At 56.7% G+C, this 21,815-nt stretch carries 19 protein-coding genes; 9 read left to right on the top strand and 10 right to left on the bottom strand.

Going from position 1 to position 21,815, the window contains the following annotated elements; genetic code table 11:
* The first annotated feature begins 3 nt into the window (after positions 1-3).
* Together BUC32_RS06025 and BUC32_RS06020 are read left to right on the top strand one after the other, a co-directional pair.
* On the top strand, positions 4-786 hold the full coding sequence (locus tag BUC32_RS06025) for an IclR family transcriptional regulator (protein ID WP_073250680.1): 783 nt from the start codon (positions 4-6) through the stop codon (positions 784-786).
* 44 nt (positions 787-830) lie between these two features.
* Positions 831-1,928, top strand: coding sequence for an alcohol dehydrogenase family protein (locus BUC32_RS06020; RefSeq protein ID WP_073250678.1), 1,098 nt, complete (start codon positions 831-833; stop codon positions 1,926-1,928).
* 65 nt (positions 1,929-1,993) lie between these two features.
* Here the strand turns inward: BUC32_RS06020 and BUC32_RS06015 are convergent, their stop codons facing one another.
* Positions 1,994-3,274 (bottom strand): 4-aminobutyrate--2-oxoglutarate transaminase, encoded by a 1,281-nt coding sequence (locus tag BUC32_RS06015; protein WP_073250898.1) that lies wholly within the window; start codon positions 3,272-3,274, stop codon positions 1,994-1,996.
* Between the two features lie 153 nt (positions 3,275-3,427).
* On the opposite strand from BUC32_RS06015, the gene BUC32_RS06010 reads away from it, so the two are divergent.
* On the top strand, positions 3,428-3,994 hold the full coding sequence (locus BUC32_RS06010) for a cupin domain-containing protein (RefSeq protein ID WP_073250676.1): 567 nt from the start codon (positions 3,428-3,430) through the stop codon (positions 3,992-3,994).
* Here the strand turns inward: BUC32_RS06010 and BUC32_RS06005 are convergent.
* From BUC32_RS06005 to BUC32_RS05985, 5 genes are all read right to left on the bottom strand, one after another.
* On the bottom strand, positions 3,991-4,548 hold the full coding sequence (locus BUC32_RS06005) for a hypothetical protein (protein WP_073250896.1): 558 nt from the start codon (positions 4,546-4,548) through the stop codon (positions 3,991-3,993). The two genes, BUC32_RS06010 and BUC32_RS06005, sit on opposite strands and share 4 nt — an antisense overlap.
* Before the next feature lie 71 nt (positions 4,549-4,619).
* Positions 4,620-5,642 (bottom strand): ACP S-malonyltransferase, encoded by a 1,023-nt coding sequence (locus tag BUC32_RS06000; RefSeq protein WP_073250674.1) that lies wholly within the window; start codon positions 5,640-5,642, stop codon positions 4,620-4,622.
* On the bottom strand, positions 5,639-7,822 hold the full coding sequence (locus BUC32_RS05995; protein ID WP_073250672.1) for a thiamine pyrophosphate-dependent enzyme: 2,184 nt from the start codon (positions 7,820-7,822) through the stop codon (positions 5,639-5,641). The genes BUC32_RS06000 and BUC32_RS05995 overlap by 4 nt, the downstream gene beginning before the upstream one ends.
* Before the next feature lie 20 nt (positions 7,823-7,842).
* Positions 7,843-9,057 (bottom strand): acyl-CoA dehydrogenase, encoded by a 1,215-nt coding sequence (locus tag BUC32_RS05990; protein ID WP_073250670.1) that lies wholly within the window; start codon positions 9,055-9,057, stop codon positions 7,843-7,845.
* A gap of 11 nt (positions 9,058-9,068) precedes the next feature.
* Positions 9,069-10,277 carry a pyridoxal phosphate-dependent aminotransferase gene (locus BUC32_RS05985; protein ID WP_073250894.1) on the bottom strand — a complete coding sequence of 403 codons (1,209 nt, stop codon included), beginning with the start codon at positions 10,275-10,277 and terminating at the stop codon, positions 9,069-9,071.
* Positions 10,278-10,327: 50 nt separating this feature from the next.
* Here BUC32_RS05985 and BUC32_RS05980 point away from each other — a divergent pair, with 50 nt between their 5' ends.
* Positions 10,328-11,275: a LysR family transcriptional regulator gene (locus BUC32_RS05980; protein ID WP_220387622.1), complete on the top strand. Its 948-nt coding sequence runs from the start codon at positions 10,328-10,330 to the stop codon at positions 11,273-11,275.
* A gap of 93 nt (positions 11,276-11,368) precedes the next feature.
* Here the strand turns inward: BUC32_RS05980 and BUC32_RS05975 are convergent, their stop codons facing one another.
* The 3 genes from BUC32_RS05975 to BUC32_RS05965 all read right to left on the bottom strand — a co-directional run bounded on the left by BUC32_RS05975 (position 11,369) and on the right by BUC32_RS05965 (position 15,384).
* A complete protein-coding gene (locus tag BUC32_RS05975) occupies positions 11,369-12,292 on the bottom strand; it encodes a CobW family GTP-binding protein (protein ID WP_073250666.1) in 924 nt (307 codons plus the stop codon).
* Positions 12,289-14,034: an amidohydrolase gene (locus tag BUC32_RS05970; RefSeq protein WP_073250664.1), complete on the bottom strand. Its 1,746-nt coding sequence runs from the start codon at positions 14,032-14,034 to the stop codon at positions 12,289-12,291. Before BUC32_RS05970 ends, BUC32_RS05975 begins: the two co-directional genes overlap by 4 nt.
* A 120-nt stretch (positions 14,035-14,154) precedes the next feature.
* Positions 14,155-15,384, bottom strand: coding sequence for an anaerobic sulfatase maturase (locus BUC32_RS05965; protein ID WP_073250662.1), 1,230 nt, complete (start codon positions 15,382-15,384; stop codon positions 14,155-14,157).
* A gap of 209 nt (positions 15,385-15,593) precedes the next feature.
* Between BUC32_RS05965 and iorA the strand changes: the two genes are divergently transcribed.
* Genes iorA through BUC32_RS05940 form a run of 5 tightly spaced genes read left to right on the top strand, consistent with a single transcriptional unit; the run spans position 15,594 to position 20,835 of the window.
* Positions 15,594-17,426, top strand: a complete 1,833-nt coding sequence (gene iorA, locus BUC32_RS05960; protein WP_073250660.1) for an indolepyruvate ferredoxin oxidoreductase subunit alpha — start codon at positions 15,594-15,596, stop codon at positions 17,424-17,426.
* Positions 17,419-18,321: a 2-oxoacid:acceptor oxidoreductase family protein gene (locus BUC32_RS05955; RefSeq protein WP_073250658.1), complete on the top strand. Its 903-nt coding sequence runs from the start codon at positions 17,419-17,421 to the stop codon at positions 18,319-18,321. The genes iorA and BUC32_RS05955 overlap by 8 nt, the downstream gene beginning before the upstream one ends.
* Positions 18,321-19,460 (top strand): 2-oxoacid:acceptor oxidoreductase subunit alpha, encoded by a 1,140-nt coding sequence (locus BUC32_RS05950; protein WP_073250656.1) that lies wholly within the window; start codon positions 18,321-18,323, stop codon positions 19,458-19,460. Before BUC32_RS05955 ends, BUC32_RS05950 begins: the two co-directional genes overlap by 1 nt.
* Positions 19,457-20,305 carry a thiamine pyrophosphate-dependent enzyme gene (locus tag BUC32_RS05945; RefSeq protein ID WP_073250654.1) on the top strand — a complete coding sequence of 283 codons (849 nt, stop codon included), beginning with the start codon at positions 19,457-19,459 and terminating at the stop codon, positions 20,303-20,305. Before BUC32_RS05950 ends, BUC32_RS05945 begins: the two co-directional genes overlap by 4 nt.
* Positions 20,302-20,835, top strand: coding sequence for a 2-oxoacid:acceptor oxidoreductase family protein (locus BUC32_RS05940; RefSeq protein ID WP_073250652.1), 534 nt, complete (start codon positions 20,302-20,304; stop codon positions 20,833-20,835). Before BUC32_RS05945 ends, BUC32_RS05940 begins: the two co-directional genes overlap by 4 nt.
* On the opposite strand, the gene BUC32_RS05935 is transcribed toward BUC32_RS05940, so the two are convergent.
* The gene (locus BUC32_RS05935) at positions 20,832-21,776 is read right to left on the bottom strand and encodes an aminotransferase class IV (protein ID WP_073250650.1); all 945 of its coding nucleotides are present in this window, start codon (positions 21,774-21,776) and stop codon (positions 20,832-20,834) included. The two genes, BUC32_RS05940 and BUC32_RS05935, sit on opposite strands and share 4 nt — an antisense overlap.
* Positions 21,777-21,815 lie beyond the last annotated feature (39 nt).

Genomic DNA, 21,815 nt, shown 5'->3' with positions numbered 1-21,815 from the left:
AGAATGACAGACGAAAACGGTAAAGAAGGCGCCATTCCAACCAATCTTCGTCTGCTTCTTGTTCTGGAAGCGATGGCAGAAGCCGGGGTTCCGGTCACTCCGACAGAAGTGAACCTGAAACTCGGCCTGCCCAAGCCCACGATCCACAGGTTGTTCACCACGCTGGAAACCGAAGGCTTTATTCAACGCGAAATTGACGGCCGGGGGTTCTCTCCCGGCCTTCGTTTACGCAAAGTGTCTGCAGGTATCCTGTCGTCGCTGCGCATTCGGACCGCCCGTATCGCCATTCTGAACAAGCTGGCGGATGAGATCGGGGAAACCTGCAATATCGCCCTGCCAGACCGGGATGCGATGCTGTATCTGGATCGGGTCGAAACCAAGTGGCCGCTGCGCATCCAGCTGCCCGTGGGCACGCGCGTGCCGTTTTATTGCACCGCCAGTGGCAAGATGTACCTCAGCAGTCTCGACCAGCGACATCTGCGCAATTATGCCGTCTCAACAGCGTTGGAAGCCAAAACGCCAACTACGATTACATCGCCGGACGTTTTGGTCAGTCAAGTAAAAGAGGCGCGCGAGCTGGGTTACGCCGCCGACAACTGTGAGTTCATGGAAGGCATGATCGCGATTGCGGTGCCGATTGTGGAAGCCAATGGTCGACTAGTGTCGACCCTGTCGTTTCACGCCCCTGAACAGCGGTTGCCTTTGAAAGATGCGCAGAAATATGTCCCGACGCTCAAGACGGCTGCAGAACAACTGTCAGCGCTGCTGGCGGATGGCGAGCCATAGTGCGCTCGTAACATTCACATCCCGTCCTGTTCGAAAGCCATGCCATGAAACTTGACCCGAAACGTTTTGAGATTTCCACAGGTCAGGCCACGATGAAGGCCGTTCTGACGATGGGGAACGGCGACTATGACATGCTGCGCTATTGTGATGTGCCTGTGCCGTCACCGGGGCCGGATGAGGTTTTGTTGAAGGTGCTTGGGGCAGGGGTCAACAACACGGAAATCAACACGCGGCTGGGTTGGTATTCGGCCAGTGTGTCGTCGTCGACCGAAGAAACATCGGATGTTGAGGCTTCGGACGGAGGGTGGAACGACGTCACACCGTTTCCGTTTATCCAAGGTACAGATTGCTGCGGCGAGGTTGTTGCGGTGGGCACGAATGTGAGCGCTGAGCGCATCGGCGAACGCGCGTTGGTGCGGGCGTGTATGCGAAAAAGTGGCTATCAGTCGATGGACAATGTCTGGATGGCGTCGGATTTTGACGGGGCTTTTGCTCAATATGTCGTAGTGCCAGCATCCGAAGTCTTTGCGGTGACCTGTGACTGGAGTGACGTCGAACTGGCCACCATCCCGTGTGCCTATGGAACGGCAGAAAACATGGTGCATCGGGCGTGTGTGAAAGCCGGTGATCATGTGTTGATTGCGGGGGCTTCTGGCGGTGTGGGATCGGCGGCGGTGCAGCTGGTCAAACGGCGCGGTGCCACCGTGACGGCGATCGCGGGGGGCAGCAAAATGGATCAGGTAATGGCCATTGGCGCGGACCGGGTGATTGATCGCAACGAGGATGTGCTGCAGGTGCTTGGCAAAGAAGCGGTGGATGTGGTGATCGACAATGTGGCAGGCCCCGAATTTCCGGCCATGCTCGAGGTGTTGAAACGCGGAGGGCGGTTTGTGTCGTCCGGTGCAATTGGGGGACCGGTTGTCGAATTGGACATGCGCACATTCTATCTCAAGGATATCTCGATGATCGGCTGTACGGCCTGGGATGAACCGGTGTTTCCCAATCTCATCGGGTATATTGAGCGCGGGGAAATTAGACCGCTTTTGGCGCAAACTTTCCCGCTGCACCAAATCGTTGAAGCGCAAAAAGCATTCTTGAAAAAACAGCACGTTGGCAATTTTGTCCTCATCCCTCCGACCTGAGAGCGGAACAGGGCACAAAAAAACGCCGGACACTATGGTCCGGCGTTGTCTCAGTCATAAAATGCTTAGCCGCGTGCTTTGACCGCATCGATGGAAGCCTCGAGGATGTCCATCGCTTCGGCAAAAATCTCGTCCTGAATGGTGATCGGCGCGAGGAAGCGGATGACGTTGCCGTAAACACCACATGTCAGCAGAACCAGACCACGGGTCAAAGCCTCGGCGCGCACGGCGTTGGCCATCTCGGCGTTGGGGGCACTGCCGTCTGCGGTGTTCAGTTCAGCCGCAATCATGAAGCCGGGGCCGCGGATGTCGACGATTTCAGGTGTGCGCTGGCGGATCGATTCAAGACGCTGTTTCAGACGTGAGCCCAATTCGTTGGCGCGGTTGCACAGGTCTTCTTCTTCGATCACGTCCAGCACGGCGTTGGCCGCAGCAATCCCCAAAGGGTTGCCGCCATAGGTGCCGCCCAGACCGCCGGGGGCGGCGGCGTCCATCAGGTCTTTGCGACCTGTGACCGCTGCCAGCGGCAGACCACCAGCCAAACCTTTGGCCATTGTGGTGATGTCGGCGCTTACGTCATAGCCGTCCATGGCAAACAGGTTGCCGGTACGGGCAAAACCGGTTTGCACTTCGTCAGCGACCAGAACGATGCCGTGCTCGTCGCAAAGCGCGCGCAGGCCGCGCATCAGCTCAGCCGGGGCCGGATAGAAACCACCTTCGCCCTGAACAGGCTCGATGATGATCGCGGCCACACGTTCTGGATCAAGATCGGCCTTGAACAGTTTGGTCAGCGCGCCAAGGGCTTCGTCTGTGGAGGTGCCGTGTAGTTCAACCGGGAAGGGGACGTGATAGACATCCGGCATCATCGCGCCGAAACCCTTTTTGTAGGGCATCACTTTGCCGGTCAGGGACATGCCCATGAATGTGCGGCCATGAAAACCGCCACCAAAAGCGATGACAGCCGGACGGCCCGTTGCAGCGCGCGCCACTTTGATCGCGTTTTCAACGGCTTCGGCACCGGTGGTCACAAAGATCGTCTTCTTTTCGAAATCACCGGGAACAACGTCGTTCAGGCGTTCGGCCAGACGGATGTAGTTTTCATAAGGCAAAACCTGATGGCAGGTGTGGGTAAAGCTGCCCACTTGTTTCTGGACCGCGCCCATAACTTTGGGGTGGCAATGGCCGGTGTTGACCACGGCGATTCCGGCGGCAAAGTCGATATAGCGGTTGCCTTCGACGTCCCAGACTTCGGAGTTTAGGGCGCGCTCGGCGTAAACTTGGGTTTGCATTCCAACGCCTTGGGCAACGGCAGCGTCGCGGCGTTTCGAGATTTCTGCGTTCGACATGACATGTCCTTTCGACATTGGTGACCCTGTCGGTCCCTGTTTTTGATCAAAAAGAGAGTACCGGGTTTCACGAAGGCGAAAAAGGCTGTTTCTTGCGTTGGGTAAGTCCTTGATATATTTGAGAGCAATACTCCAGTGTTGAGGATTGAAAACATGTCAAATGGTGATCAGGATGCCTTGGAAGTGGGGTTGCGGCTGCGGGCGATGCGCGAACACGCAGGGTTATCGCAGCGGGCCCTGGCCAAGAAAGCGGATGTCACAAATTCGACCATCTCTCTGATTGAAGCGGGAAAAATGAACCCGTCGGTGGGGGCGCTGAAGCGTATTCTTGAAGGAATTCCGGTCGGCATGTCCGAGTTTTTTGCCTTTGAACCCGAAGGGGAAAAGACAGTTTTCTATGCCGCTGAGGACCTGACCGAGATTGGCAAGGGCAAGCTGTCGCTGAAACAGGTGGGCACCAACCTTTATGGGCGGGCGATGATGATCTTGTCCGAGACCTATGAGATTGGCGCAGATACGGGCCGGGTGCTGTATGGCCACGAGGCCGAAGAGGGCGGCATTGTGGTGTCGGGGCGGGTTGAAGTGACTGTTGGCGAGCAACGCAAAGTTCTGGGGCCGGGGGATGCCTATTACTTTGACAGCCGCAATCCGCATCGGTTTCGCCAAGTGGGTCCAGAAAAATGCGTGGTGATCAGCGCTTGCACGCCGCCAACCTTTTAAGGGCCGACGCGTTCGATGAGATCACCCAAGGCAATTTCGCCGTCCTGTTCGATGGAACACAGGATGCCGCGAAGGCGCAAAACCTCGTGGTCGGGATGGGCGGTAAAGTCATAGGCTTCGCGGCCATAGCGGACTTTCCACTTGGCACAGCCTTCGTTCCACAGATCAGAGACGCGCAGCACCGCAGTGCCGATTTTGAGCAGGGTGCCTGCGGGCAGATTGTGCAAAGAGGTGTCCAGATCAGCGATAATCGTATCGCCGGGGTAAATGGTGTTTTCGCGATCCAGCCAGACCAGATCGAGAATGCGAGAGGGCAGGATTGAGACCTGAATGCGCGGATCAGCGCTGCCGTCTTCGAGCTTTAGCCAGGGTTTGCGCATTTCAAAGTCGCCTTCGATACCGCCCGAAGATGACAGTTTCAGACGATCCGGGAAGACCCGTTTGTTGTAACCGGGACGCGTGCACAGAGTTTGCACTGGCGCGCCAGTCTTGGGCGCGGCCAGCACATGCGGCAGGGCGGCATAGAGATCGTCCAGTTTGGCGTGTTCCGTCATGTCTTTTGTCCCCTGGCGCATGGATTTTGCAATGCGTCAGGGATTGTAGACGGCTCTCATCGAAATGGCGACTAGGCTTTGGGCTCAGGAGTGCCCCACAACAATCGTTTGGTCTCGGCCTCGGATGCCTGGAAGCTGGCCTTGTCAGACCATCCCCGCCAGCCGGACAATATCAGGGATTGCGCCACAGCCCCGCCGAGGGTCGTACCCGGCCCAAGAATAATAAAGACATCCGGCATCAGTTCGCGCGCAGCCGTGCGAATGGCGGCAGTGAGGTCATAGGATGCCACAACCTGATGCCCCAGCGTGTAATCGCGCAAGGCTGTCAGATCGGTGGCTTTCGGGTGCCACAGGGCCCCGCGCCCATCAATCAGCGGCAGAGTGGGTTGTTGAAACAGCGATTGGGGTAGCGCCGCTCGGCCCAGTTCAGCCACAGGGTCTTGCAACGCGGTGTGAAAACCGGCGTGATTGGGCAGGCGCATCGGAAACCGTTCACGCAAGCGTGGCATACGCTTTTCAAATGCGCTGAGGCCGGCCTCGTTACCGGCAAGCACCAGCATACCGCCAAGGTCAATCGACACGTCCAATGTATGATCGGGCAGGGCATCAATGTCGCGCATGGTAGACAGGATGGCATCGCGTTGGCCGGGAATTGGAACCCAGTTTTCGTCCGTGAATGGATAGATCAGCTGCCCGCCGATCAGATGTTCCTGCATCAATGTGCCCATGGTGTTGACCACCTCAAGCCCACCCATCGCATCCAGTGCGCCCGCACAAGCCAGCGCAATGTACCAACCCATCGAGTTTCCTGTAACGCCGACAATGTCAAACTGATCGCGGTCAATCGACAGGAAGTCAGAGTAGGCGCAGGCGTAGATCAGCGGCGAGGCATTGTCGCCGCGGGTGTGTTGCGCGCCTGAGAATCGCGCAGCCTGATCCAGTTCGGTGACGGTTTTTTGGCCGTGAGCGGTGCGATAGGCGTCCATCTCGCTGATCAGGGCGTGTCGCGTCGAATGGTGCTGACCCAGATATCCCAGTTCAGCCTTATTGTAGGTGCCGCGTCCGGGCGCGATCACAACAGCGGTTTGTTTCATGACGCGTTCCACAGGTTTGTTGCGGCTTCAAAGATGCTATCGCGCGATGGCATAGTCGCGGCATAGGCCGGGCCGGTTGCGATAAAGCTGTCCTCGGCGGCAATACGGGCATGCGGCAGATTGGTGTTTTCAGCCACAAGCGCCATCAGCGCTTCGGATACGTTACCGGAGGTGCGACACTCATCCACGATCAGGATTTTCTCGGCTCCATCAAGGGCTTCGACGATACCTTCGACTGGCAAAGGCGCCAGCCAGCGGATGTCGATAATCCGCGTGTCAATGCCAGCTTCGGCCAAGGGTTTGGCTGCCTGATGGCTCAGGTAGTTGCCATTGCCATAAGTCAAAATCGCCAAAGGACCGTCGCCCGAGACACCCACTTCGCCCAGAGGAATACGTTTATCTGGCGATGGGTAGGTGCGCATCCAGCCACCGTCTTTTTCGTCATGCAGATCGCGCATTGGATAAAGCGCGATTGGTTCGACAAACACCACAACACGCTGTTCTTCGCGCGCCAGTCTTACGGCCTCGCGCATCATCATTGCACCGTCTGCACCATTCGACGGGCAGGCGACAATGACACCGGGGATATCACGCAGGACACCCAGCGAGTTGTCATTGTGAAAATGCCCGCCAAAGCCCTTTTGATATCCAAGACCGGCGATGCGCAGCACCATCGGATTGGTGAACTGGCCATTTGAGAAAAAGCTGAGCGTGGCCGCTTCACCGCGGATCTGGTCTTCGGCATTGTGCAGATAGGCGAGGAACTGAATTTCCGGCATCGGCACAAAGCCGTTGTGCGCCATGCCAATCGCCAGCCCAAGAATGGATTGCTCATCAAGAAGCGTGTCGATCATGCGGTCCTGACCAAAGCGGTCGACCAGCTTTTGGGTCACGCCATAAACGCCCCCTTTGCGGCCCACATCTTCGCCCATCATGGCTATCTCTTCGTGCTCAAGCATCAAATCAGTCAACGCCCAGTTTAACAGGCGTGACATAGGCTGCGGTGAAGCGAATTGCTTGGCATCAGACCCAAAGGTGGCAAGTCGTGCTTCTTCGGACGGGCCATTGGTCGGCGCGCATTCCCGGACAGGCGGGATCAGGCTGGCCATCACGTCTTTGGCGGTTTTCAGGCGAGGCCGGGTGACCACCTCAGCCGCGACGCGGGTACATTGCCTGTCGGCTTCGTCATAGATTTCGAGCGCTTGCTGGGCGTTCAAAATACCCGCTTCAATCAGCAGACGGGCGGAATGCTGCAAGGGATCGTCCGCTTCCCAGGCTTCAAAAATCTTTTTGGACAGGTAGACCTGCTGCATGTCCGATCCGGCGTGGCCATAGAGTCGCACGAGAGTGAGGTGCAGGAAGGCGGGTTTCTTGCGGGTCCGCACATACTCGGCGGCCTCACGTGCAGCGCGGTAGGTGTCAAACAGGTCCAGGCCATTGGCGTGGAAGTATTTCAGGCCCGGACGGTTCCGGTAGTTTTCTCCGACCCAACCCTTGGGTGTGCGGGTGGAAATGCCGATCCCATTGTCTTCGCAGACAAACAGGAGCGGCATGGGCACCGATTGAAACGATGTCCAGCAGGCAGTGTTGATCGCGCCCTGAGCGGTCGAGTGGTTCGAGGACGCATCACCAAACGAACACATGACGATGCTGTCGTCCGCCAGCACCTGATGTTCCGGTGCGTGACGGCGTGCCAGACCGATTGAGTAAGCCGCGCCAACGGCCTTGGGCAGATGGCTGGCGATGGTCGATGTTTGTGGTGGAATGGACAACGCTCTGGAGCCCAGAACCTTGTGCCGCCCGCCCGAGATCGGGTCTTCGGTCGAGGTCGCAAAGCTGAGCAACATGTCCCACGTGGCGGTGGTGCCAGGCACCTGAGAAGACCGCATGGTTTGAAATGCGCCGTCCCGGTAGTGCAGGAAGGCCATGTCATCAGGGCGCAGGGCGGATGCAACCGCCGCCATGCCTTCGTGACCGGATGAGCCGATGGTGTAATATCCCTGACCCGCCGCCTGCATTTTTCGCGACGTGCGGTCAAGGTTACGGCTCAGGCATTGGGCGCGAAAAATGGCCACCGCCTCGGAGGCGTCCAGTGGGCCGCCGGCAGGGTTCCCTGCAGGCAGCGCATCCTTGGCCAAATTTTCGCGAAACGCCTGATTGACGATGTCAGCTCGATCCATGTGTCACCGGTTTTCTGAAGTTAAGAGAATGCCTGCAATCCAGTTTGTGCACGGCCCAGAATAAGAGCGTGAACGTCGTGGGTGCCTTCATAGGTGTTCACGGTTTCCAGATTCACCATGTGGCGCATGACGTGGAAATCCTGTGAAATGCCGTTGCCGCCGTGCATGTCGCGGGCGTGACGGGCAATCTCAAGGGCTTTGCCGCAGTTGTTGCGCTTGATGATCGAAACCATCTCGGGCGCGGCCTTGGCTTCGTCCATCAGGCGGCCGACACGCAATGCGGCCTGCAGGCCGAGCGAAATCTCGGTTTGCATGTTGGCAAGTTTCAACTGGAACAGTTGGGTTTGTGCCAAAGGCTTGCCAAATTGCTTGCGATCCAGGCCGTATTGACGTGCGCCGTGCCAGCAAGCTTCGGCAGCGCCCATTGCGCCCCAGGCAATGCCGTAACGTGCCCGATTGAGACAGCCAAACGGGCCTTTCAGGCCGGCCACATTGGGCAACAAAGCGTCTTCGGAAACTTCGACATTGTTCATCACAATCTCGCCCGTGATCGAGGCGCGCAACGACAGCTTGCCTTCGATTTTCGGAGCTGTCAGTCCCTTGGTGCCTTTATCCAGCACGAAGCCTTTGATCTTGCCGCCGTGGGCTTCGGATTTGGCCCAAACCACAAACACATCTGCAATCGGAGCGTTGGAAATCCACATCTTGGAACCGTTCAGCACATAGCCACCATCGACCTTTTTGGCCGTGGTCTTCATGCCGCCGGGATCGGATCCGGCGTCGGGTTCGGTCAGGCCGAAACAGCCGATCGATGTTCCCGCGGCCAGGCCGGGAAGGTATTTTCTGCGTTGCTCAGGAGTGCCATAGGCATAGATCGGATACATCACCAAAGACGATTGCACCGACATCATTGACCGATAGCCGCTGTCGACACGCTCAACCTCGCGGGCGACCAGACCATAGGTCACATAACCGGCACCCAACCCGCCGTATTCCTCGGGGATGGTGGTGCCCAAAAGGCCCATCTCGCCCATTTCGGCAAAGATCGCGGGATCCGTGGTTTCGTTGGCATAGGCGTCTGTGACCCGACTCATCAGTTTGTCTTGTGCATAAGCGCTGGCAGCGTCACGTATCATACGCTCATCTTCAGCCAGCTGTGTTTCTATCAGAAACGGGTCGTCCCAAGAGAACGAAGACAAGTCAGGCTGCGATTGCGGGGAAAGGTGATCAATCATCGGTGAATCCTTTAGTCAGTAAGTGCGTCGACGGCGCGGCGAATGCGTGCCAGTCCTTGAGTGAGATCTGTCTGTGAGTAGGCATAGGACATACGGAAATGTCCAGGCAAGCCAAAGGCACGCCCTGGTACAAGTGCAACAAGAGCTTCTTGCAGAAGATAGCGGCAGAAGTCTGCGTCACTGGTGATTGTTTCACCCTTTGGAGTACGTTTGCCGAATGTGCCCTCGCAGGACGGGAAAACATAAAATGCGCCGCCGGGGTTCGGGCATTTGAGACATGGCATATCATTCAATTCGGCCACCACATTGTCGCGCCGGGATTTGAACTCGGCCAGACGGGTTGCCAGCAAATCCTGCGGTCCGCTTAGGGCGGCCAGTGCGGCGGCCTGACTGACAGAACTGGCGCCAGAGGTGCATTGGCCCTGAACGGCGACCATTGCCTTGATCAATTCTGCCGGGCCAATGCCCCAGCCCAACCGCCAGCCGGTCATCGCATAGGCTTTGGAAACACCGTTTACGATCAGCATCCTGTCAGCGAGATCCGGCGCCGCATCACGGAAAGACGTGAAGGGCAGATAGCTGACGTGTTGGTAAATTTCGTCTGCGAGGATCCACACATGTGGATGCGTGCGCAATATCTCAGCCAGGCCCGCAAGATCGTCGGCCGAATACATCGCGCCGGTTGGGTTGCCCGGTGAGTTCAGCATGAGCCAGCGGGTCTTGTCGGTGATTGCGGCTTCGAGCTGTTCCGGGGACAGGCAAAACCCGGCATCAGCGCCACAGGGAATGGTCACCTGTTTTGCCTGACTGAACTGCAACATGTCGCTGTAGCTTGTCCAGAACGGGGCGGGTACGATGACCTCATCTCCGGGATCGATTGTTGCTTGCAGCGCGTTGGACAGAACCTGCTTGGCGCCTGTGCAGACAATGATCTGGTCCAGCGTTACGTCAAATCCTGAATCTTTGCCAATTGCGGACCGCAAAGCAGGCGTGCCTTGGGTCGGGGGGTATGTCGTTTCACCTGCGTGAGCGGCCGCCATTGCGGCATCGATCACATGTGCGGGTGTCGGAAAATCAGGCTCTCCGGTGCCAAAGGAAAGAACATCTTTTCCCTCAAGCTTCAGGGTGCGAGCAGCTTCGGAAATTTTAACGATTTCAGAGAGTTCTACCGCTGCGGCACGCGCCGAGCGTCGAAAGGTCGAGGAAGTTGAATTTGTCATTACGCCACGCAATGTTTTGATATGTCTAAAGTAGACAATAGAACAAAAAAATGCGATTTCCATCGACATTTCGGCATGTATTCATTACTGTTTGGAATGATATGTTGATTTCACGCCGTTTTCTTCCCCCGTTACCTTGGCTGAGTGCATTTGAGTCTGTGGCCCGGCTTGGGTCGGTGACCGAGGCGGCAGCAGAACTTGACCTGACGCAGGGTGCCGTGAGCCGCCAAATCCAAAAACTGGAAGAATTGCTGGAACTGCAGTTGTTTCATAGGGAAAGACGCAAATTGGTGGTGACACCGGCGGGGCGTACCTATGCCTCGCAAATTCAGGCCTCAATTTCAGCGATCGCCAATGCCACGCTTGCTCTTAAATCCAACCCTGATGGCGGATTGCTGGAGCTCGCCATTTTACCTGCCTTTGGCACACATTGGTTGGCTCCCCGGTTGCCTGCGTTTTTGGCCAAGCATCCGGGTGTGACAATCAATTTGGCCACGCGCATCGTGCCATTTGACTTTGGCCACGCAAATTTCCACGCGGCCATCCACTATGGCAAGGACGATTGGCCGGGTACGCATTCTTTGAAGCTGATGGAAGAGGAAGTTTTGCCGGTTATTTCACCAGACCTGTGCGAGGGTGGTGATCTGACTTTGCAACGGTTGACGCAAGTACCGCAAATGCAGCTGGCGACGCGGGCAGGGGGGTGGAAGCTGTGGTTCGAGCGGCAAGGTTTGGAGGATGCTTTGGCACCGGGGATCGAATTCGATCAGTTTGCCACGATGCTGAAAGCCGCGGTTTTTGGGGCGGGTGCTGCGTTGATGCCGCGATATCTGGTTGAAAATGAATTGGCTGATGGCAGTCTGATCACTCTGAAAGGCGCAGAAATGACGGGTATCGGTGCCTATTATCTGGTGTGGCCAGAGAGCCTTGATGATCATCCGCCGGTGGTGGCGTTTCGGCATTGGATCAGCAGTTTTATCGATGAGTTGGCGCATTAAGCCCCAGATATCCATGACGCGTTCAATCAGCCAGCAGGGTCGACCCAACGCCGTGCCGAATTTCCGGAAATCTCAAGAGAAGCCCACAAAAGATTAAGCGTGGCAGTGATCCAGAGTGCCCAGTAGATCAGTGTCATTCTGATCCAGATGTTCACCTATTGCGACAATGCGGGTTTCAGCGACGCCTTGCCAGGACCCATCAAGATCAAACGTCTCGCGGCTCCCCACTTTTTGATAGAGGACGCGGGAGTGCGGATGCTCGACGCAATTGAGAAAGCCCTTCGCGCGGAAAACCTGATGCGAAATGGTCTTCATAGTGGCTCTGAAAGCCTCTAGTGAAATGGGCTTGGTCGAAGACCAGCTTGTGGCGGTGAAAATGTCACTGTGATCGCCCGCAGTCACAGGGCTTTTTGGGTCCGCGTCTCGGTGAAATCCCAACAGCACATCTGCAGGGATGTCTCCGTTCACCACATTGAGCGCGGGCAAATCTGGAAACAACCAGTCTTCGCGCAAAGCGTCAATGTCGGACGGGGCCATAAGGTCAGCTTTGGTCAGCAGAACGATATCCGCCGCTTCAATCTGGCTGCGCACCAGCCCCGAACTTGCCGGGGGAAGGGTGTTGACGTTGGCCGCGTCAACCAGCGTGACAACCGCGTCGAGCCGTGCGGTTTCGCGAAACTGAGGGTAGCCAAAAACCGAAGCAATTCGACCGGGTTGCGAGACGCCGCTGGCTTCGATCAACACATGGTCCATTTCCGTGTCGCCCTGAAACAGGGCTTGCAGTTGCACCACCAGATCACCTTGCAAAGAACAGCACACGCAGCCGTTGGACAGCTCCATAACTTGTTGATTACGTTGCACGATCAGGTCTGCATCAATGTTTACGTCGCCAAAATCATTGACCATCACGGTGATTTTCTTACCGTGATCGCCTTTGAGAAGGCGATTGACCAAGGTGGTTTTTCCGGACCCGAGATACCCGGAAATGATCGTGACCGGGACAGGTGTCTTGGTCATATGGCTACCGGCCGGAAATTGGGGGCGGGGGTGTCAAATCGGGTGGCCATGCTTGTATCCGCCATCCAGTTTTCCGGATCGTTGACAACCTCTCCGTCAATCACCGTGAGGCGGACTTCGGTTTTGTGCAACCGGCCGGCGGGTTCGATCTCGAGCAGGTTTTGGTCCAGCACAATGAGGTCGGCAGACTTGCCAGTCGTGATTGATCCGGCGCTGTCTTCGATGTCCATTGACCATGCGCCGCTGATGGTGAGCATTCGGATGGCCTCAGCGACGCTGATTGGCTGGCCCAAAGTGCCATCCATCTCGCCCCAGGGGTTCTGACGGGTCACCAGAGCCTCAAAGCCGATCCAGGGATCAATGCTGCTAACGGGCCAGTCGGTTCCCATGACAGTCACGCCGCCCTGATCCAACACGCCGCGCACGTTAAAGACTTCTTGCAGGCGATCCCCATAGGCACCGCGCGCGCCGATGGTAAAGTCAGAAGGATACCAGCCGACGGGCGAAAACTCGGCAATCACATCCAGTTCGGCAAATCGCGCAAGGTTGCCTTCGTGCAAAAGGGTCGAGTGGGCGCATTGGTGGCGAATGCCGGGCCCGTTGCGGCGCCGGCAGTCGGCCACGGCGTCCAAAAAGATGTCCGAGGCCCCGTCGCCGGTGCAATGGGCAATCACCCGGATGCCGCGACGATCCATGTCTGTAACCATATCTTTGATATGTTCGGGTGTGAGGTTCAGGGACCCGCGCCAGCTGGCCTCGTTCGGCCATGGCGACAAAAAGTAGGAGGTGCGGGGTTCGGCGGTGCCGTCAAAGTGGAACTTCACCGCATTGGCGTTGATCCTGTTTGAGCGATAGAAATGGCGTTCTCCTGCCAAGAGTTCCCAGCGGCGTTTGACCGGGAAAATATCGTCCTGCCAGCTGATCGCGGCCTCGACCCGCACCGGCAGATCGCCCACCACATCTATGGCGCGCAAGGCATTCAGGCGGTTTTCACAGACATGTACGTATTTGGTCGCGACCACACCGCGGCTGGATTGGAACCGTGCACCTTCGCGGTAAGCGCGTTCCAACGCGGCTTGTGGGGGCGGAGGCATCGCGGCGGCAATCATCGCATAGGCACCATCTACCAGAATGCCGGTCGGAGTCTGCGAAAGCGGTTCGCGCACGATATAGCCGTTGTTGGGATCGGGCGTATTCTCGTCAATGCCCGCCAGTTCGAGCGCCTTGGAATTGGCCATGCAGCTGCCCCACTGACGATCCATGATGGCCACCGGGCGATCCGGGATAAAACTGTCGAGCCATTTGCGGTGTGGCTCAATCCCGGCTTTGCGGAAGTTGTAATGCACAAAATGCTTGCCAAAAATCCACTCGCGATCCGGGTTGGCGTCGGCATAGGCCAATATGGCCTGCTTCACTTCTTCGGCTGTTGGGGTTTCAAGTCCAACATCCAGATAATCAGAATACTGCGGGCCCAAGGCCAGATCGGGATGGGTGTGCATGTCATAAAGACCCGGCATAGCAAAGGCACCCTGCAGATCGCGCACCACTGTTGTCTGAGTGATATGCGCCTCGGCGTCCGCATTACTGCCCACGGCGATAAATTTGCCCTGACGGATGGCAACGGCTTCGGCCCATGGTTGGGCCTCGTCTACGGTGTAGATTTTGCCATTCAGCAAAACCAGGTCAGCGCCGTCTATAGACTGCGGCGCATTTGTCGAAGGGTAGGCGTTGGAGTTGACCATGGTGTATTGGCTCCGAAATCTAGGACAGATGGCCCGCAGGCCAGCCCGTTTTGTAATAGTTTGAGCAACTATTCAAACTTTATCTTGCAGCTGTCCACATGAATTTGGATCGGCGGCATTCTAGCGTTTAGGGGATGAACGCTTGAGTTTGGCGGCTTCGGCTGGTGCGCGGCCTGCATTCACCAATCGAACCATATCCTTCATGCGATCTCCTGCGTGACGGAAAAACATTGTGTGGCTTTCGCAAAAATAGTCCAGACCTGACTCACCATCACGGGCCAGCGCAAAGCGGTGTTTCGGACAGCCGCCATTGCAGGCAAAGCGGAAAGAGCAGGATTTGCATTGCTTGGTCAGCGCCTCGGATTTGTCGCGGCCAAACTGCTGCTGGCGATCGGTCCAAAGCATATCGCGTAGATGAGTCTCATTCAGATTGCCCAGCTTGTACTCTGGGTAAACATAGTGATCGCAGGAATACAGCGATCCGTCATGTTCCATTGCCAATCCATTGCCGCAGTTTTCCGCAAACACGCAGATGTTTGATCCACGTCCCAACCAAAGCCCCAACTGCGTGTCAAAATACTGTACATAGATTTTGCCGATGTCCTGTTTGAACCACGTGTCGAACACGTCGCACAGGAACTTGCCATAGGCGCGTGGGCTGACGCTCCACGAGGTGACTTTGTTGCCGGGATCCATGTCAACCTGAGGGGCAGAGGCCAGCGTGCCGTTCTCTTGCGCGCGTTCGACGATTGGAATGAATTGCATGAACTCAATGCCTAACCCTTTGAGGAAATTGTAAATCTCCTTGCCCTTGCCGCCATTGGCACGCTGCACCACGGTCAGCGCGTTGTGCTCAACCTCGTGACGTTGCAGCACCTCAAGACCCTTCATCACTGAGTCAAAGGTGGGGCGTCCTGCGCGGTCAACACGATAGCGATCATGCACCTTTTTGGGGCCATCAATGCTGATGCCGACAAGAAAACCATTGTCTTTCAGAAACGCCCCCCATTCATCGTTCAACAAAATGCCATTGGTCTGAAAGGCGTTTGCAATGGGCACGCCGTCGACGGCGTGTTTTTCCTGCAGGGCAATGATCTGGCGGAAATAGTCTACGCCCAGCATCGTCGGCTCGCCGCCTTGCCAAGCGAAATTGACTTCAGCCATGCCCGCCTCAACGCTGGCCTCAATCGTTTGGCGCACATAATTCTCAAGCGTGTCTGGCGCCATTCGGAATTTTTTTTCCGATGGGTAGAGCTTTTCCTTTTCAAGATAATAGCAATATTCACAGTCAATATTGCACCGCGGCCCAATGGGCTTGGTCATGATGTTGAAAGGGGCAGGGTTGGTCATGGATTACCTCTGGCGCGCTTGGTTTCACCGTCCTGTATTGGAGTTCAACAGGGCTGACACAAGTAAAAGATGACCCACTTGGAATTTCTTTCATGGTCGCAAACCGCGAAAGAATATTTCTCATGGCTGCGACAATCGGCCTATTTGTTACATTTGAATTATCAAATAGCATTTTTTGTAACACGTTAACCGCGCGAAAGATGTTATTCATGAATGAGACCCTTGCCCGGCCCGCTCCGGAAGTGCGCTCTGCGCCAACCGCTCGTCCCCTGACGGGTAATGAGGCCATTGCCCGAGGTGTGTGGGAGGCCGGCACCAAAGTGGCCGCGGCCTATCCCGGCACGCCATCGACCGAAATCATGGAGAATCTGGGCACATACCCGTCTGAGGACATGCATGCACAATGGTCGACGAACGAGAAAACCTCGTTGGATGTGGCAATTGGGGCGTCGTTCGCCGGGGTGCGGGCGTTTTCGTCGATGAAGCATGTGGGTTTGAACGTGGCCGCCGATGCGCTGATGTCGTTTTCCTATATCGGGGTGAACGGCGGTTTGGTGATTGCGGTCTGTGATGATCCCGGCATCCATTCGTCTCAGAACGAGCAGGACACGCGGATGTTCGCGCGTTTTGCCCAAGTACCAATTTTAGAACCTTCTGATGGACAAGAGGCGCTGGAATACACCCGGCAAGCGTTTGATTTGTCCGAAGAGTTCGACACGCCGGTGGTTGTACGCGCGACCACGCGTCTGTCACACACACGCAGCGCGGTGAATGTGGGCGAACGTCAGGTGGTCGAACCTCGTGGTTTTATCGAACAGCCCAGCAAGAACGTGATGATCCCGGCGCACGCGCGGATGCAGCACCCCAAAGTGTTGGACCGCGAACGCAAACTGATCGAGGCAATGAACACCAGCCCGCTCAATCGGATTGACCCCGGCGATCGTTCCGTGGGCATTATCACGTCTGGCATTACCTATACCTACGTCAAAGAATGCCTGCCAAACGCGACGGTACTGAAGCTGGGTGTCAGCTATCCTTTGCCGGAAACTCTGATCCGCGATTTCTGCGCCTCGGTCGGCCGGGTGATTGTGGTGGAAGAGTTGGAGCCCTTCATTGAAGAGGCGTTGTTGGTTATGGGGCTTGAGGTTGAGGGCAAAGCGTTCTTCCCAAGGCTCGGAGAGTTTTCACCAGAGGTGCTGCGTGAAGGCTTTGCCAAGGCGGGCCTGATGGACGCACCCAAGAAGACCGAAGGCTTTGACTTTGCCCCGATGATCCGCCCGCCGGTTTTGTGTTCGGGATGTCCACATACCAGTTGCTTCATGGCGTTGCGCGCGCTGGATATGCGCGTTGCTGGCGACATTGGGTGCTACACATTGGCCGTGGTTGAGCCGCTCAAATCCATGGACACATGCGTATCGATGGGATCAAGCATTGCCAATGCGGTCGGCATGGCCAAGGCAGGCACCGAGACCAAACCAATTGTCGCCACGATTGGTGACAGCACGTTCCTGCACTCGGGTATCCCGCCATTGATCGACGCGGTCTACAATCAGGCCAATATCACTGTGTTCCTTTTGGACAATCACATCACCGCCATGACCGGCGGGCAGGACCATCCGGGCACTGGCAAGACCTTGCGGGGCGACGAAACCGCCCGGGTCGATTACGTTGAATTGGTCAAAGCGCTGGGTGTGGAGTTTGTCAGCGTGGTCGACAGTTACGATATGGCCGCCCTACAGCATCAGTTGCGCGAAGCAATGGAATTCAAAGGTGTTTCCGTTGTGATCTCAAACCGTCCTTGTGTGTTGGATCCGGTCAAAATCAAGGGGCCGACCTTTGTGGTCGATCAAGACAATTGCACCGCTTGTCAGTCCTGTATGAACCTTGGCTGTCCTGCTCTGACATGGAGCGATAACTGGTTCGAAGGCCGCCATAAGGTCGCGATTGATCCCAACGCTTGTATCGGCTGTTCGTTGTGCGCGCAGCTTTGCACCTCGGACAGTATTCGCCCGCTAGACCTGCAAGAGGCCGCCAATGTCTGAGGTCGCGACCCCCAAAAACGTTCTGATCGTCGGTGTCGGCGGGCAGGGCGTCATTATGGTGTCCAAAGTGCTGGCGCAGCTGTGCCAGAACAACGGATACGAAGTAAAACAAAGCGAAGTGCACGGCATGGCCAAACGGGGCGGGGGCGTGTTTAGCCACGTGCGATTTGGCCCCAAAGTCTGGTCACCCACCATTCCCGAAGGTGAGGCAGATGTATTGGTCGCGCTGGAATGGGCTGAAGGTCTTCGCTGGATCAACTATCTCAAACCTGGTTCGGGAACTTTCATCGCGGATTGTCAGCGTATTGTCCCTCCCTTCGCATGTCGCAATCGCGGCCGCGGAGCCGAGGCCACATATGCCCCCCAGACTCCCGAAGAAATTATCGAACAGGTGCACGCAGGATTTGCCATCGACGCCACAACCATGGCGACGAACCTTGGCAACCTGCGTGCGGCAAACACTGTGCTGTTGGGTGCGCTGTCCACCGCCTTGGATTTCCCGGAAGAAGACTGGCTGGAGTCGATTTCGATGTTCGTCCCGCCCGCGTCGATTGAGATCAACCGGGAGGCTTTTTTCGAAGGCCGCGCCTGGGCGATGGAAAGCGACAAGCGTGTCGATGAGACCGCTGCTGGGCTGCACAAGGCGCACACAGACATCCACAATGTCGACATTGATACCGTGGTCGAGATCACCGAAGAATGGTGCAAAGGCTGTGATATCTGCGTGAAAATGTGCCCGGAACGGTGCCTGCGCATGAATGATCAGTTGATTGCCGAACTGGCGTTGCCCGATCTCTGCACAGGCTGCCGGATGTGCGAATGGCTATGTCCGGATTTTGCGATCAAGATCACCAACACCCCTGTAACCCCTCCCGCATTGGAGCCCGCCGAATAATGTCAGAGCGTCGCAATCTTCAAGGCAATCAGGCTTGCGCGCTGGGCGCGATCAAGGCCGGATGTCGTTTCTTTGCCGGATATCCGATTACCCCGTCATCCGAGGTCGCCGAGGCCATGGCGCGTGAGCTGCCCAAAGTGGGTGGCACCTTCATTCAGATGGAAGACGAGATCGCCTCGATGGGGGCCGTTGTTGGCGCCTCGATGGGGGGCGTGAAATCCATGACGGCGACGTCAGGGCCGGGATTCTCGTTAAAGCAGGAAAACCTTGGCTATGCCTGCGGGGCTGAAGTGCCCTGTGTCATTGTAAATGTCATGCGCGGTGGCCCGTCGACGGGCATGCCGACACGGCCTTCGCAAGGGGACATTATGCAGGCGCGTTGGGGCACACATGGTGACCACGCCATTATCGTGTTGGCACCGGCCTCTGTTGCCGAAGCCTATAGCGAGACCATCCGGGCGGTGAATATGTCTGAACGTTTGCGTGTGCCGGTTGTTGTGTTGTTGGACGAGGTGATCGGCCATCTGGTGGAAACCGTTGATCTGGACGATGTGCCCGAGGGCGCAGAGGTTTGGCGAAAATGGGCCGAAGGGCCTGCTGAGCACTTCGAGCCCTATGCGGTGACCGAAGATATGGTGCCGCCCATGCCCTATCCCGGAGATGGGTATCGCACCCACACCACGGGTCTGACCCATTCGCCAAGCGGGTTTCCAACGCAAAACCCGGCGCTGGCCGAGGCGGCGGTGATGCGGACGACGGATAAGTTGGTGCATCACCGTAAAGAGATCGAAAGCTATCGCACACAAGACGTGGAAGATGCCGATTTCCTGATCGTGGCGGTTGGCATTTCGGCACGTGCGGCCCGCCAATCCGTGCGCGATTTGCGTAGCCAAGGCATCAAAGCCGGGTTGTTTCGCCCCGTCACCCTTTGGCCATTCCCAGAAGAAGCCCTGCGTGAGACCGTGAAAACGTCCGGTGCAAAAACCGTGATTGTACCGGAAATGAATCAGGGGCAGTTGGTGCTGGAAGTCGAGAGGCTGTTGGCAGGGCAGGTCGCGATTGAGCGGATCAATCGCATTGATGGAGAAGCCATCACACCCGACGACATTTCCGCCAAAGCCCGCGAGGTGGCGTCATGAAAGATCACCTGAACGAAAACGAATTTAACATCAACGAATACATCCGGCTGGATCAGATGCCGCATTTCCTGTGTCCCGGTTGCGGGCACGGCATCGCGCTGCGCGCCCTTTTGTGGGCGGTGCATCAGTTGGGGATCGACAAGGATAAACTGGCCATCGTGTCAGGCATCGGGTGCTCGGGCCGCCTCAGCGCTTATGTGGATGCAAATACGTACCACACCACTCACGGACGCCCGTTGGCTTATGCCACCGGGTTGGCGCTGGCGCGGCCCGACCTGAATGTCATCGTGATCTCGGGGGATGGCGATTGTCTGGCGATTGGTGGCAATCACCTGATCCATGCTTGTCGGCGCAACCTCAACATGACCTGCATGATGTTGAACAACGAGATTTACGGCATGACCGGCGGTCAGGTGTCGCCCACAACATCCGGGGATCGTTACACAACCACAACACCTGCGGGCAACACTGAACCGGTGTTTGACGCCTGCGCATTGGCCACCGCTGCGGGGGCGAGTTTTGTCGGGCGCGAGGTGACCATGCAGATCATTGCGTTGCGTGACATGTTCAAAAAAGCGCTTGTTCACAATGGGTTCTCATTCGTTGAAGTGATTTCTGACTGCACCGAAATCTACGGGCGTAAAAACGATCTGGGGGCGTCTCCGGAAATGATGATGAGCCAGAAAAGCACAATGCGCCCGTTTGCCTATCGCAATACGGTGGATGTGCCTTTCCGTCCCAATGCGATGAAAACAGGGGTCCTGACCGAAGTGGATCGCCCGGAATACGGCAACGCCTACCGCGAGATGACCGCGGGTTTGCGCGGTGAAAAGGGAGGCACATGATGGACAGTCTCAATATCCGGTTCAGCGGCAGTGGCGGGCAGGGGCTTATCCTGGCCGCACGCATTTTGGCGTCTGCCTTGGTGTCCGAAGGCCGGAATGTCGCCCAGTCACAAAGTTACGAGCCTGTGTCTCGTGGTGGCCTCAGCCGTTCTGATCTTGTGGTGAGTGACGGCGAAGCCGACTATCCGTTAAGCCAGTCGCTGGACTATCTGCTTATTCTGCATGAGGCGGCAGCGACGGAATCTTCCGGGTTGCTGGATGAAAAATCGGTCATTCTGGTGGATGCGGATCAAGTGAAATCCCAGCCAGCGGCGCCGCTCAACGTCGTGTCGCTTCCGTTTGTGGAAACCGCCCGCCGGTTGGGCAACAAACGCGTGGCAAATATCGTGGCATTGGGGGCGTTAGCACAGGCCGGGTCGTTGTGTGATGAGGCCGCTTTGGAGAAATCCTTGCAGGCGATGACGCCTGCCAAGTTTTCTACGCTCAACATGGAAGCCTTTCAGGCAGGTCGCCAGTTGATGGCCGGTTAAGCGCGGGCCGCTTGCTGGGCGGCGACATTTTCTGCGACCAAAGCTTTGTACAATTCACGGATATACAAAGTCATCGGGCCCGCACCTTCATGTGGGCCTATGGTTTTGCCGTCAATCTCGGCCACGGGGGTCTGTGCGCCAAAAGTACCCGTTAGGAACGCTTCATCTGCACCATAAGCTTCGTACAATGAGAAGTTCTTTTCAAACACTGGGATATTGTTTGTGCGGCAAAGATCGATCACCTTTTGCCGGGTGACACCGTTCATGCAGTAATCCCCGGTTGAGGTCCAAACTTCGCCCCGACGGACAATGAAGAAATTGCAGGCATTGGTGGTGTTCACGAACCCATGCGGATCCAGCATCAACCCTTCGTCAGCACCTGCTTGTTCAGCCTGCAGGCATGCAATTACACAGTTCAGTTTGGAGTGGCTGTTGAACTTGGCATCCTGACTGGTTGGCAACCCGCGCACCTGAGGCACAGTGGCCAGCCGGATACCTTTGCCTAACAGACTTGTCGCTGGCCTGGAGTGTTCGACAATGGCCACAATGGTCGGGCCAAAGCGGCTGAGTTGAGGGTGCTGAAACGGCTTGGCTTTGCGTCCACGGGTGATCATCAGACGGCAATGCGCATCTGAAGTCATGCCATTGGAGGCAGCGGTCTCATTCAGCAAGGCGCGAATTTCTTCCGGGGTTTTGCCGATGTCCAGCGACACGGCTTTGCACGAATTGAACAACCGATCCATGTGTTCGTCAAAAAACGCCCATTCGCCGTCGTACAGTCGCATGCCTTCCCACATGCCGTCCCCCAACATGAATCCAGAGTCATAGACCGAGACCACGGCCTGATCTTTATGAACAATCTTACCGTCCACAAAGATCATCAGATCATCATTGCGGGCGTCCTGTTCGGCGTCATGGGTCGAGTGGTTTTCTGTGGTCATGAAATTCGCCAATACTGTGATGTCTCCGCGATATGAGGG

It is taken from the genome of Shimia gijangensis, assembly GCF_900142085.1.
Taxonomy (GTDB): Bacteria; Pseudomonadota; Alphaproteobacteria; order Rhodobacterales; family Rhodobacteraceae; genus Shimia; species Shimia gijangensis.
Note: the sequence above shows the minus strand (reverse complement) of the source record. Positions and strands in the feature narration are given on the sequence as shown.